General features: G+C 48.6%; 13 protein-coding genes, 1 tRNA gene and 1 riboswitch. Of the genes, 6 read left to right on the top strand and 8 right to left on the bottom strand.

Annotated features, from left to right (window positions below):
- Nucleotides 1-61 precede the first annotated feature (61 nt).
- Nucleotides 62-979 (bottom strand): nitrogen assimilation transcriptional regulator NAC, encoded by a 918-nt coding sequence (gene nac / locus C3D30_RS11810; protein ID WP_016231794.1) that lies wholly within the window; start codon nucleotides 977-979, stop codon nucleotides 62-64.
- Nucleotides 980-1,305: 326 nt separating this feature from the next.
- Between nac and C3D30_RS11805 the strand changes: the two genes are divergently transcribed.
- A tRNA-Asn gene (locus C3D30_RS11805) sits at nucleotides 1,306-1,381 on the top strand.
- A gap of 55 nt (nucleotides 1,382-1,436) precedes the next feature.
- On the opposite strand, the gene ldtA is transcribed toward C3D30_RS11805, so the two are convergent.
- The 7 genes from ldtA to pduF all read right to left on the bottom strand — a co-directional run bounded on the left by ldtA (nucleotide 1,437) and on the right by pduF (nucleotide 7,787).
- The gene (gene ldtA / locus C3D30_RS11800) at nucleotides 1,437-2,372 is read right to left on the bottom strand and encodes a L,D-transpeptidase (protein WP_123058525.1); all 936 of its coding nucleotides are present in this window, start codon (nucleotides 2,370-2,372) and stop codon (nucleotides 1,437-1,439) included.
- Between the two features lie 61 nt (nucleotides 2,373-2,433).
- A complete protein-coding gene (gene cobT / locus C3D30_RS11795; RefSeq protein WP_105286913.1) occupies nucleotides 2,434-3,513 on the bottom strand; it encodes a nicotinate-nucleotide--dimethylbenzimidazole phosphoribosyltransferase in 1,080 nt (359 codons plus the stop codon).
- 11 nt (nucleotides 3,514-3,524) lie between these two features.
- Nucleotides 3,525-4,268, bottom strand: a complete 744-nt coding sequence (gene cobS, locus C3D30_RS11790; protein ID WP_010348811.1) for an adenosylcobinamide-GDP ribazoletransferase — start codon at nucleotides 4,266-4,268, stop codon at nucleotides 3,525-3,527.
- Entirely contained in the window at nucleotides 4,265-4,810 is a 546-nt protein-coding gene (gene cobU / locus C3D30_RS11785) for a bifunctional adenosylcobinamide kinase/adenosylcobinamide-phosphate guanylyltransferase (RefSeq protein ID WP_105286912.1), read from the bottom strand. Before cobU ends, cobS begins: the two co-directional genes overlap by 4 nt.
- A gap of 134 nt (nucleotides 4,811-4,944) precedes the next feature.
- On the bottom strand, nucleotides 4,945-5,379 hold the full coding sequence (locus tag C3D30_RS11780) for a cobalamin biosynthesis protein (RefSeq protein WP_105286911.1): 435 nt from the start codon (nucleotides 5,377-5,379) through the stop codon (nucleotides 4,945-4,947).
- A gap of 218 nt (nucleotides 5,380-5,597) precedes the next feature.
- Nucleotides 5,598-5,772: riboswitch (cobalamin riboswitch) on the bottom strand.
- Between the two features lie 88 nt (nucleotides 5,773-5,860).
- Nucleotides 5,861-6,775, bottom strand: a complete 915-nt coding sequence (pocR, locus tag C3D30_RS11775) for a transcriptional regulator PocR (RefSeq protein ID WP_000622041.1) — start codon at nucleotides 6,773-6,775, stop codon at nucleotides 5,861-5,863.
- Between the two features lie 202 nt (nucleotides 6,776-6,977).
- The gene (gene pduF, locus C3D30_RS11770) at nucleotides 6,978-7,787 is read right to left on the bottom strand and encodes a propanediol diffusion facilitator PduF (protein ID WP_105286910.1); all 810 of its coding nucleotides are present in this window, start codon (nucleotides 7,785-7,787) and stop codon (nucleotides 6,978-6,980) included.
- Between the two features lie 510 nt (nucleotides 7,788-8,297).
- On the opposite strand from pduF, the gene pduA reads away from it, so the two are divergent.
- From pduA to pduE, 5 genes are read left to right on the top strand one after another with little or no spacing between them, the layout of a single operon-like run.
- Nucleotides 8,298-8,582: a propanediol utilization microcompartment protein PduA gene (pduA, locus tag C3D30_RS11765; RefSeq protein WP_001183614.1), complete on the top strand. Its 285-nt coding sequence runs from the start codon at nucleotides 8,298-8,300 to the stop codon at nucleotides 8,580-8,582.
- Nucleotides 8,579-9,391, top strand: a complete 813-nt coding sequence (gene pduB, locus C3D30_RS11760) for a propanediol utilization microcompartment protein PduB (RefSeq protein ID WP_000097476.1) — start codon at nucleotides 8,579-8,581, stop codon at nucleotides 9,389-9,391. Before pduA ends, pduB begins: the two co-directional genes overlap by 4 nt.
- An 18-nt stretch (nucleotides 9,392-9,409) precedes the next feature.
- A complete protein-coding gene (gene pduC / locus C3D30_RS11755) occupies nucleotides 9,410-11,074 on the top strand; it encodes a propanediol dehydratase large subunit PduC (RefSeq protein WP_001256908.1) in 1,665 nt (554 codons plus the stop codon).
- 9 nt (nucleotides 11,075-11,083) lie between these two features.
- Entirely contained in the window at nucleotides 11,084-11,740 is a 657-nt protein-coding gene (locus tag C3D30_RS11750) for a propanediol/glycerol family dehydratase medium subunit (protein WP_000405042.1), read from the top strand.
- A 14-nt stretch (nucleotides 11,741-11,754) separates the two neighbouring features.
- Nucleotides 11,755-12,273, top strand: a complete 519-nt coding sequence (gene pduE, locus C3D30_RS11745) for a propanediol dehydratase small subunit PduE (RefSeq protein ID WP_001090589.1) — start codon at nucleotides 11,755-11,757, stop codon at nucleotides 12,271-12,273.
- Nucleotides 12,274-12,281: the final 8 nt, after the last annotated feature.

The raw sequence follows: 12,281 nt of genomic DNA, 5'->3' as shown, positions 1-12,281 counted from the left end.
GTCTAATGCCCGGCATAACAAATAATAAAAACCCGCATCTTATTCCATCCAGGTATAACGTTTAGCTCACCAATTGCCATTGTCTTTTTTCCATGGCTGGAGAACTAATCACTGACAATAACAGCTCTTTCACTGCCTGCGCCTGTGGCGATAAACCTGATCTGGCGGGTAAGTTTAATGACAACGAGAGACTCATTGAAGGTGTGGTAATACGTGACATCCAACCGTTAACTGCGGCACATAACGAACGTGCGGCCGATTCAGGTAATACTGCAACGCCCATACCACTCGCAATTGCAGCGGTAAGCGTGGCGATAGACTCAATTTCACCGATGACTTTCGCTGTAAGCCGGCGTAGGGAAAAAGCTTCATCAACACGAAGTCTTACTACACTGTAATCGCTGGGAAGGAAGAGGTTCATTTGCGCTATCGCATTAACATCAACGCTTTGCCCTGGGCAATCCTGAGTTCCGACAAGAAACAGATCTTCTTTTAACAAAGCCTGACTGGATACGCCAGACACAGGGGAATGCTCATAAATCACCGCCATATCAAGCTGGTTGTTTATAAGTTTTTCGTTAAGCACAGCACCGCTATTTTCATGGAGATAGATAACGACCTCTGGAAATTCAGCGCGTACCGCCTGTAATAAAGGCATGGTGATAGATGACGCGGCGGTTCCAGGCGCAAAGCCAATCGAGACTTGACCTGACAATGTCTGACCTACATTATGCACCGCCAGTTGGGCCTGTTCACACTGACGTAAAATTGCCCGCGCATGGGTATAGAGAATTTTGCCGGCGTCTGTCGGCGTAACGCCACGTTTTGTGCGAATCAACAGTTGCTGATTTAGCTCACCTTCCAGCGTGGCAACCTGCTGACTGAGCGCAGGCTGTGCTATATGCAATACTTCAGCAGCCTGAGTCAGGCTACCAATATCTACAATTTTGACGAAGTATTTCAGGCGTCTAAAGTTCATGGTGCCTCCGGTTTTTTTAAGCGTCAGCCCGAGTGCCGACATTACTAACAACCAGATTGCAAGATACTTGCCAGTTTCGTTTTGGCGTTGATACGAAAGCTAATCGCCCGTCAAATAAGAGATTATGATTGTTTCGTCATTGGCTCTTTAAGCCAGGAGAAGCATTTCCTGCCCCATGAAAGGATGTCATGCACCACGATGGAACATGATTAAAAAGATTGAAAGTTCATCGTTTTGTTGAAATTGGCAGCAAACGAACAAAAAAATGCATTTCCCCCTTTGACATCGCCAGATACTGCCATTAATATGCGCCCCGTTCTCACGATTCCTCTGTAGTTCAGTCGGTAGAACGGCGGACTGTTAATCCGTATGTCACTGGTTCGAGTCCAGTCAGAGGAGCCAAATTCAAAAAAGCCTGCTTTCGAGCAGGCTTTTTGCTTTTTATACAACAGCTATTTTAAAACATCTGCTTTGAACCAGAGCTAATTTGCACTGGCATTCCCGATCGACGTTGCAACGCAGCATTCGCGCGATTCACATCGACCTCTTGTCCGTTGATAAACGCCCGCAAGGAAGGCGTCACCGGCAATGGCACTTTTCGGTCGGACTCATATTCTGCACGATTGCGCGACAGCGGCTCATGAACTTCCAGCCACTTTGAACCATCCGGCTCCGTTGTGTATTTCACTGGCTGATCAATAATTTGCACGCGCGTCCCTACCGGAACATTATCAAACAGATATTTGATATCGTCATTGCGCAGACGAATACAGCCCTGGCTTACCCGTAGGCCAATCCCAAAATTGGCATTAGTACCGTGAATGGCATATAACCTGCCGATATAAATAGCGTACAGCCCCATAGGATTATCGGGTCCGGCTGGGACAAATGCAGGCAGACTCTCCCCACGCTTTGCATATTCACGACGAGTGTTAGGGGTTGGCGTCCAGGTTGGTGCTTCTTGTTTACGCTCAACGGCTGTCACCCAATTACGCGGGGTTTCTCGTCCAGCCTGACCAATACCAATAGGAAACACTTCCACAGTATTACTGTCTGGTGGGTAGTAATACAGACGCATCTCGGCGACGTTAACCACAATCCCTTTTCGCACAGTGGCGGGCAAAATCAGTTGCTGCGGAATGGTGAGCTGCGAACCAGACTTCGGCAAGAAAACATCAGCCCCCGGATTCGCTTCCAGCATATTGCTCAGCCCTTGTCCGTACTGCGCGGCAAAAGTTTCCAGCGGCTGGGAATTGTGATCGGGAACCGTTACTGTAAGTGGCTGCCCCACTAAACGACTCCCCTCTGGGGGTAATGGATAAGTTACCGCCAGGCTATTATGGCTGGCAAAAAGCAGAGCAAATGAACAAAGAATATTTACACGACGCATCATATCCCTTTCCTAAGTCGCGAAAGCCATCCGATAAGTATAGCTTTTATCAGACTTTTCGTTTTTAACTGTTCAATTCTGAAGTTGTATTCCCCGGTAGAATAATATTACTGGCAGCAAGTTCGCCCATGTTGTTGTATATCGCGCAAGCAGCTTCGATGATGGGCATCGCCAGAGCTGCGCCACTCCCCTCACCTAAACGCATTTCCATATTGAGATAAGGCTCCAGCTCCAAATGCGACAACGCAATACGCGCCCCTTTTTCTGCCGACAAATGGGAAGGAATAAGATACGGTTTGATTGCAGGCGACATCTGACACGCAGCAAGCGCGGCGGCATAAGAAAGAAAGCCATCCAGCAACACGGGTAAACCGCAGGAAGCGGCTCCTGAGATCACGCCAGCCATTCCGACCAGATCAAATCCACCGACTTTTGCCAGTACATCAACACCATCCAGCGGATTCGGTTGATTCAACATAATTGCCCGACGAACAACATCAACTTTGTTTGCCAGTTTATCTGTCGGCAGGTTTGCGCCAATACCAACCACCTCTTCGGGATCGCGTCCCGCAATTGTGCTGACTATCGCCGCAGCCGGCGTCGTGTTTGCCATTCCCAGCTCACCCACGCCAAACAGCGTGACGCCATTTTTCGCCAGTTCACGCGTATAACGAATGACTTCCAGAAGCAACTCTTCAGCCTGACAGCGGCTCATTGCAGAACCTGAAGCTATATTGCCGCTACCTCGAGCGACACGCATATTGATAAGTCCGGGTATTGGCTCCGCAGTATCTATCCCTACATCAATTACATGAACTTTAGCCCCCGCATGTGCTGCCAGAACACACACGCCGGTTGTTCCGCGTAGCATATTTTCGGCCTGAATGGCTGTCACCGCTTTCGGGGAAATAGTGACACCTTCATCCCAGACGCCGTGATCGGCGCACATAACAACTACCGCTTTTTTACCCACATGAGGAACACCATTCAACCCCGGCATTCCTGCCAGTTGTACGGCAAGCGCCTCCAGCCTTCCCAGACTACCAACGGGTTTGAGTAACCCGTCAATATGCCGTTGTGCGAGTGACATAGCAGCATGATCGATGGCCGGGATCGTATTCAGTAAATCGGCAAGTGTTTGCATGTTGCTTCTCTTTATAGCAGCGCCAGCAGAAAGACCAGCTCACCAAGCTCTATGGCAGCTCCCAGCGTATCGCCGGTTTGCCCGCCCAGAGTACGTTTGAGAAGCTGACCGAGGACGAAAATTGCCACCATCGTCACCACCATAGCAGCCACACCATGCATACCTGGCAGTAATACAGCAGCAAAAATCACGGCTAAGCCGAGGGTTACACAGGTTTGTCGCCCATCAATTTTGCCAATGAACACATTGCCAAGCCCTTCTTCCCGGGCATAACGATGACGATACATCAATAATGCGGCAGTCCCACGGCTGACAGCACATGCTGCTGCCAGCGATGCCAGGATAGGCTCACCACGCAGAGCCAGCTCGCTCAAAATCAAAATCTTTCCCAGCACAACAAAAATCAATGCCAGACCGCCGTGGGTGCCTAAACGGCTATCACGCATGATTTCCAACATACGATCTCGGCTACGTGCAGAAAATACACCATCACAGGTATCTGCAAGACCATCCAGATGGAATCCTCCGGTCATCAGCGCCAGAACCAGCACGCTAAACAGTGCCGCCAGCGGTACGCCACACCATGCCTGCAACACCATGAATACCAGCCCACTAATCGCGCCAAGCAATAAACCAATTAAGGGAAAAGTAATGATACCGCGAGAATAATGTTCGAAATCCAGTCCCTGGGACCAACGACGCGGTACAGGCAGACGCGTAATGAAAGAGAGCATCGCCCAAAATAATTTACTCATTTGATTTTTACTCCAATACCCGAAACCACCAGCCATACTTCATCTGCCGCAGCGGCCAGTTGCTGATTCACTCGCCCGGCAATATCACGAAAATGTCGCGCCAGACGATTCTCCGGCACAATACCCATTCCCACTTCATTGGTCACTAATACGACCTTTGCAGGGCAACGTTGACAGGCAGCAATCAGCGACTGAATCTCGCCATTTATCGCTTGCTCCATCGCCACATAATCCCATTCTTCAGGGTCTTTATTGCCGCCATAATCAAACAACAGATTAGTCACCATTGTCGTAATGCATTCCAGCAACACTGCATTCTGCGGATTAATGTCGGCATTAATTAACTCATCAAGCTGTTGCCAGCGTTCCACCGTGCGCCAGTGCACCGGACGCCCCTGCCGATGATGCTCAATCCGTGCTGCCATCTCATCATCAAGGATTTGCGAAGTGGCGATATACAGAACCTGTGGTGTATCCCCGATAAGCCTCTCGGCGTGCCGACTCTTCCCACTCCGTGCACCACCCGTCACCAAAATCATCATACGGACTCCTGGCTCAATTGTATGATGGTATTCATTGACCAGAACCATGGTTGCGCCATCGTTGCTGATCGTAATAACATTTCCGCAATTAATACTGCGCGTAATGAAAATAAAAATCCAGCGTTCTCAATCCATTACGAATGAAGGCGGTGTTGTGAAATAGTCCGCTTTCCCTGTGTAAACGTCTGACAGAATGCCTCATTGGCAACATTTTCTCTGTGTTGACACATTTCATTCAGATAATGGATTAATGCTACTGCCCCACCAGCCGGACCAGCCAGCAAACGGGCATTATGCTGTGTGATTAAAATTACCGTCGCGCCATCAGGATGAGAGAAGCTTTCTGGTATGGATGCCCCGTTTTCAGCAATCAATAACAGCACTGAATAATCTGTATACGCGTCTGATAACGATTGAACTGCTCCACCTTTAAAAGGTAAGAACCCTTGCTGCCAGTCCTCACCCACAAAACAGATCATTGGCACCATTTCGGCCAGATATTTCGCCAGATTAATATCGCCAGAGTAGAGGCAAAAAAGGGCTATCGATTCGGGTTTTATCGTTTTCATATCCCCCGTCCTCCGCTTCGTTTCCTGTAATGACGGTCAGGCTGATATACCATGAAAAACGATTGCCGCGCATTGAGAGCAGCCCAGGTGCCTGTCGGCACTACAATGAATGAACTAAATGATGCCGCCATACCCTGATCCTCTCAGGGTGGTAGGGGTATAAAGACGCGCCAGTACTCAACCGGGCGCTTCCGGACAACCCACTTCCCACCGAAGTTGTTGGTATTGACTGACAGGCTGGTCTTCTGGCTTCGCATCATCCTTCCCCGGCCTTCCCAATCTCGCGATCAGTGGTATTTTCGGGGTTGTCAGCATTACAGCAGCGGGGGCTGCGAGGGATTTTCACCCTCTTCCCAGGCACAAATGTGCCGAACCTGTCAGCGTATGTTATGAGCTGATCTCACTTATCCCATAACACGCAAATAACGTTAATTAATATTGCCAGAGTCTATTTAATCATCCCTCATTTTCCACATTAAATTTATGCTGTTTCCGCTGCTACATTTTCACTAATTTGCTGACGATATACCTGCGGAGTCACCTGATACGTCTGGCGAAAAACTTTGCAGAAATAGCTGGTTTGTGAGAAGCCTAAATTACGCGCGATACTGGCGATACTCCAGTCACTATGGCACAGCAGCTCACGGGCGCTGGCCATTCGTTGTTGGTTTACCCACGCATTAAAACCAATCCCATGATATTTCTTAAACAACTTACTGAAGTAATAAGGGCTTAGATAAACATGCGAGGCAACATCTTCCAGACGCAAATCGTCTGATAAATGCGCATCGATATAGCGCAATGCTTTTTTCATTTTATTATCATGGGGATTAGGCGCACGGGTCTGACGAACTGACCCCGAATGAGGTTTATTCTCTTTAATAACGACAAAATTGAGTTGCTTTTTGAGGCAATTTTCCACAATCAACTTCAACAAATCAGCAGAGGCCATAACCCGCGAGTAATCCATTTCAGGAACTTTGCGAAACTCATTAAGTAATTCTGGGTCGGCTTGCCAACAATCATCGACATTCAGAATATCGATCAAGTCAACATCATCATTACGCAGGCGAACTTGTCCACACAACACAAAGCCGACTAAATGCCCGGCAATCACCAGAGGAATAGAGAAATCGGTTAACCCTGCATGACAGCGATAAATACAAGGCTGATCGGATTTAGAGGCTTCCAGACCACCACAACGATCGCTCATGCGACAGCGAGTGCTAAGCTGAGGGTGTTGGCGCATCATCTGACAAAATGGGGTGAAGTTAAACAGCTCGGAGATTTCATCACCGTGGATATTGACCACGACAACCGCAAGACTAGTCGCCTGCGCAAAATCCTGTGCGATTTTATTAATGAGTTCTGAATTAAGTGTCGCCGCAGAAATCATGATAAAACCTCCCAGTTAATTTATTGTTATAGCAAAACAATTGTTTTACATTTAATCTTCACATCATCCTTAATGATTTACTGACGAGAAGCACAACGGACAATAACAAAAGCCTCCATGAAGCGGGAGACTTTTTAATAAGTTCGGAAAGCAGATCACAAACACTAAAAAAATAAACGTTTATAACCGCCAGGTTATTTCACTATTCGCTGACATCTTTAGGCGTAACACTATTGACAGGTAAATTTTGTGCAATAAGAAAGCGATAAATCGCCGCCCCCACACAGGCTCCAATGACCGGAGCAATAATGGGTACAATAAAATAAGGAATATTGCGTCCGCCAGTCATTGCAATTTCCCCCCAACCAGCAAGCCAGGTGAAAATTTTTGGCCCAAAATCACGCGCTGGATTCATGGCAAAACCGGTTAATGGTCCGGTAGAAGCACCAATAACTGCAACCAGAATACCAATAAGTAAAGGCGCAAGCGGTCCTTTGGGTACGCCATTACCGTCATCGGTCAACGCCATAATCACCCCCATTAACATGGACGTTATGACCACTTCAACCAATGCAGCCTGCCATACATTTATCGCCGCTGCCGGGTAAGTACTGAAGATACTGGCGAGTTGTAAACTTTCTGCACTACCACGAACCATATTGTGAGCAGATTCAAAATCGGCAAACAAATTGCTGTATAAAAAATATGCCAGAACCGCACCACCAAAGGCTCCCGCTAATTGTGCCACACAAAATGGCAGCACTTTACGACCAGGAAAAGCGGCAAACAACCACAGAGCAATAGTAACCGCCGGGTTAAGATGAGCACCGGAAATGCCTGCCGTAAGGTAAACAGCAAGTGAAATACCTAACCCCCAAATAATACAAATTTCCCACAGTCCCAGACTTGCACCGGCAAGTTTTAGGGCGCACAAACAACCAATGCCAAAAAAGAGGAACAGTCCGGTGCCCAAAAACTCGGCAACGCATTGCGCCTTGAGTGAATCATTCATAGTGACACCTTTTTCACAGAGTTTTTTCTTTATCAGCCAACAATGCGCTGATTGTTGTGTATATCGAACGCAACTATAAAAATTGCGCTGAAAAAAATATTGCCAACATGCATACCAGATTCATGGAAAAATCGTGTTGCTATAGCAAATTATTGTCATCGCCATAGCATTCACCACAGCAATCATCACTATTGGAGTTATGAATATCGCCAAACTGACACAATAAAAAATTGTCATGCCTGCATAATAAAATTTAAACAAATATCACAGTTAATTTCAGCAAACCAAACTCGACGAAATATTATTTCAAATTAAAGCCACCGTCTCAATGCAATTAATTCACATCAAACCACGCCAAAAACAACCAATAAATGAATAACATATATTCTCTGAAAGCAATTTTATAACATTTGCCCTCTATTAATTTTTCTCATTAGCGATTAAGTCAGCCATTCTTTTTCCTCGCTTTTTTTTATAGTCATATCGTCAAAAAATCCAGGCGAGGTCTTTATGCAACAAGAAGCGTTAGGAATGGTAGAAACCAAAGGATTAACTGCCGCCATAGAGGCCGCAGACGCCATGGTGAAGTCGGCAAATGTATTGCTGGTCGGCTACGAAAAAATTGGTTCCGGGCTGGTGACCGTCATCGTTCGTGGTGATGTCGGGGCGGTTAAAGCGGCAACAGATGCAGGTGCCGCCGCTGCGCGTAATGTCGGCGAAGTGAAAGCCGTACACGTTATCCCCCGCCCACATACCGATGTCGAGAAAATCTTACCAAAGGGAATTAACCCATGAGCAGCAATGAACTGGTCGAACAGATCATGGCGCAGGTCATCGCACGCGTAGCGACACCGGAGCATGAGGTTCTCCCGGAAACCAATCATCAAACACGAGAGACGGCTATGGCAGAAAAAAGCTGCACATTAACGGAATTTGTTGGCACCGCTATTGGCGACACGGTAGGCCTGGTCATTGCGAACGTTGATAGCGCCCTATTGGACGCGATGAAACTTGAAAAACGCTATCGCTCCATTGGCATTCTGGGCGCACGTATTGGTGCAGGGCCACACATTATGGCCGCTGATGAAGCAGTAAAAGCCACCAACACCGAAGTTATTAGCATTGAACTTCCTCGCGATACCAAAGGCGGTGCCGGACACGGCTCATTAATCCTCTTAGGTGGCAATGATGTTTCCGACGTGAAACGCGGTATTGAAGTTGCGCTGAAAGAGCTTGACCGGACTTTTGGCGACGTCTACGCCAACGAAGCCGGGCATCTTGAACTGCAATACACCGCCCGCGCCAGCTATGCACTGGAAAAAGCCTTTGGCGCTCCATTGGGACGGGCTTGTGGCGTTATTGTCGGCGCTCCGGCTGCTGTGGGTGTTCTGATGGCCGACACCGCGCTGAAGTCCGCCAATGTGGATGTCGTGGCATACAGCTCCCCTGCTCATGGCACCAGCTACAGCAATGAAGTCATTCTGATTATCTCGGGTGACTCCGGCGCAGTCCGCCAGGCGGTCATCTCCGCACGCGAAATCGGTAAAACCGTACTTTCGACTCTCGGCGATACACCGAAAAACGATCGCCCTTCCTACATCTGAATTCCCTGAGGCAGATTCATGAGATCGAAAAGATTTGAAGCACTGGCAAAACGCCCGGTCAACCAGGACGGTTTCGTTAAAGAGTGGATTGAAGAAGGCTTCATTGCGATGGAAAGCCCGAACGATCCTAAACCGTCAATCAAAATTGTTAACGGCGTCGTTACCGAACTGGATGGAAAACCCGCCAGCCAGTTTGACCTGATCGACCACTTTATCGCTCGCTACGGTATCAATCTCGCGCGCGCTGAAGAAGTCATCGCGATGGATTCGGTCAAACTTGCCAATATGTTGTGCGATCCAAATGTCAAACGTAGCGATATTGTTCCCCTGACCACCGCGATGACGCCCGCCAAAATCGTCGAAGTGGTTTCACAGATGAACGTGGTAGAGATGATGATGGCGATGCAGAAAATGCGCGCTCGTCGAACACCATCGCAACAGGCTCACGTCACCAACATCAAAGATAATCCGGTACAAATTGCTGCCGATGCGGCTGAAGGCGCATGGCGCGGATTTGACGAACAGGAAACCACCGTTGCCGTTGCTCGCTATGCACCGTTCAACGCCATCGCTCTGCTGGTCGGTTCACAGGTGGGACGCCCGGGCGTGTTGACCCAGTGTTCACTGGAGGAAGCCACCGAACTGAAACTCGGTATGTTAGGCCATACCTGCTACGCCGAAACGATTTCTGTCTACGGCACGGAACCCGTTTTCACCGACGGCGACGATACACCGTGGTCAAAAGGATTTCTCGCGTCATCTTATGCTTCTCGCGGCTTAAAAATGCGCTTTACTTCCGGCTCCGGCTCTGAAGTGCAGATGGGCTACGCTGAAGGCAAATCAATGCTTTATCTCGAGGCTCGTTGCATTTACATCACCAAAGCTGCTGGCGTTCAGGGTCTACAGAATGGTTCCGTAAGCTGCATCGGCGTTCCATCGGCAGTGCCGTCAGGCATCCGCGCAGTACTGGCGGAAAACTTAATTTGTTCATCGCTGGATCTGGAATGCGCCTCCAGTAATGACCAGACCTTTACCCACTCAGATATGCGCCGTACCGCACGTTTTCTGATGCAGTTTCTGCCGGGCACCGACTTTATCTCTTCCGGTTTTTCCGCTGTGCCGAACTACGACAACATGTTTGCCGGTTCAAACGAAGATGCCGAAGACTTCGATGATTACAACGTCATTCAACGTGACCTGAAGGTTGATGGTGGCCTGCGACCGGTGCGCGAAGAAGATGTTATCGCTATCCGCAATAAAGCCGCACGTGCTTTACAGGCTGTCTTTGCCGGTATGGGATTACCGCCTATCACCGATGAAGAGGTCGAAGCGGCAACCTATGCCCACGGTTCGATAGATATGCCAGAGCGCAACATCGTGGAAGACATCAAGTTCGCCCAGGAAATTATCAATAAAAACCGTAACAGCCTGGAAGTGGTGAAAGCCCTGGCACAAGGCGGTTTCACCGATGTCGCCCAGGACATGCTCAACATGCAAAAAGCGAAACTGACCGGCGACTATCTCCATACCTCAGCCATTATCGTCGATGACGGACAAGTGCTCTCTGCGGTCAATGACGTCAATGATTACGCCGGACCGGCTACGGGTTATCGCCTGCAAGGGGAACGCTGGGAAGAGATCAAAAATATTCCCGGTGCACTTGATCCCAACGAAATTGACTAAGGGTGAGAAATGGAAATTAACGAAAAATTACTACGTCAGATAATCGAAGACGTGCTGGCAGAAATGCAAACCAGCGATAAGTCCGTTTCATTTCGCGCACCGGTCTCTTCCGCGCCGGATAACGAAAGTTTTCTGACCGAAATTGGCGAAGCCCAACAAGGCACTCAGCAAGATGAAGTCATTATCGCTGTAGGTCCGGCGTTTGGTCTGGCGCAGACCGTCAATATTATCGGCATTCCGCATAAAAACATATTGCGCGAGGTGATTGCCGGTATCGAAGAAGAAGGTATTAAAGCCCGTGTGATTCGCTGCTTTAAATCGTCTGATGTCGCCTTCGTGGCGGTTGAAGGCGATCGTCTTAGCGGTTCCGGCATTGCTATTGGTATTCAGTCGAAAGGCACCACGGTTATCCACCAGCAAGGTCTTCCTCCTTTGTCTAACCTGGAACTTTTCCCACAAGCACCTTTGTTGACGCTGGAAACGTATCGCCAGATTGGCAAAAACGCCGCGCGTTATGCGAAGCGCGAGTCTCCACAACCTGTTCCGACCCTCAATGATCAAATGGCACGACCGAAATACCAGGCCAAATCTGCCATTTTGCATATTAAAGAGACTAAGTACGTGGTCACTGGCAAAAAACCGCAAGAACTGCGCGTGACGTTTTAACAAAGGAAACCTTCATGAATACCGATGCAATTGAGTCGATGGTCAGGGACGTGTTGAACCGAATGAACAGTCTCCAGGATACAGCCCCTGTCTCTGCGCCATCCCACTCATCAACACTGAACGCCAAAGTGAGTGATTACCCGCTGGCAAATAAACATCCAGAATGGGTCAAAACGGCGACTAATAAAACGCTCGACGATTTCACTCTGGAAAATGTACTCAGCGATAAAGTCACCGCCCAGGACATGCGCATAACCCCGGAAACGTTACGTATTCAGGCCGCGATTGCCAGAGATGCTGGACGCGATCGCCTGGCAATGAATTTTGAACGCGCCGCCGAGCTTACCTCTGTGCCGGATGATCGCATCCTCGAAATCTACAATGCGTTACGCCCTTATCGTTCGACTAAGCAAGAGCTTATTGCCATTGCCGACGATCTTGAACGTCGTTATCAGGCCAAAATCTGTGCCGCATTTGTCCGTGAAGCTGCGGAACTCTATGTCGAGCGTAAAAAACTGAAAGGCAACGATTAAGGACGAAC

Source organism: Escherichia sp. MOD1-EC5433 (assembly GCF_002966005.1).
GTDB lineage: Bacteria > Pseudomonadota > Gammaproteobacteria > Enterobacterales > Enterobacteriaceae > Escherichia > Escherichia ruysiae.
This window is presented reverse-complemented; position numbering and strand designations above follow the sequence as displayed.

Excerpts from the sequence above, each read along its gene's own strand:
- nac (WP_016231794.1), bottom strand. The coding sequence starts at position 979 with ATGAACTTTAGACGCCTGAAATACTTCGTCAAAATTGTAGATATTGGT.
- ldtA (WP_123058525.1), bottom strand. The coding sequence starts at position 2,372 with ATGATGCGTCGTGTAAATATTCTTTGTTCATTTGCTCTGCTTTTTGCC.
- cobT (WP_105286913.1), bottom strand. The coding sequence starts at position 3,513 with ATGCAAACACTTGCCGATTTACTGAATACGATCCCGGCCATCGATCAT.
- cobS (WP_010348811.1), bottom strand. The coding sequence starts at position 4,268 with ATGAGTAAATTATTTTGGGCGATGCTCTCTTTCATTACGCGTCTGCCT.
- cobU (WP_105286912.1), bottom strand. The coding sequence starts at position 4,810 with ATGATGATTTTGGTGACGGGTGGTGCACGGAGTGGGAAGAGTCGGCAC.
- C3D30_RS11780 (WP_105286911.1), bottom strand. The coding sequence starts at position 5,379 with ATGAAAACGATAAAACCCGAATCGATAGCCCTTTTTTGCCTCTACTCT.
- pocR (WP_000622041.1), bottom strand. The coding sequence starts at position 6,775 with ATGATTTCTGCGGCGACACTTAATTCAGAACTCATTAATAAAATCGCA.
- pduF (WP_105286910.1), bottom strand. The coding sequence starts at position 7,787 with ATGAATGATTCACTCAAGGCGCAATGCGTTGCCGAGTTTTTGGGCACC.
- pduA (WP_001183614.1), top strand. The coding sequence starts at position 8,298 with ATGCAACAAGAAGCGTTAGGAATGGTAGAAACCAAAGGATTAACTGCC.
- pduB (WP_000097476.1), top strand. The coding sequence starts at position 8,579 with ATGAGCAGCAATGAACTGGTCGAACAGATCATGGCGCAGGTCATCGCA.
- pduC (WP_001256908.1), top strand. The coding sequence starts at position 9,410 with ATGAGATCGAAAAGATTTGAAGCACTGGCAAAACGCCCGGTCAACCAG.
- C3D30_RS11750 (WP_000405042.1), top strand. The coding sequence starts at position 11,084 with ATGGAAATTAACGAAAAATTACTACGTCAGATAATCGAAGACGTGCTG.
- pduE (WP_001090589.1), top strand. The coding sequence starts at position 11,755 with ATGAATACCGATGCAATTGAGTCGATGGTCAGGGACGTGTTGAACCGA.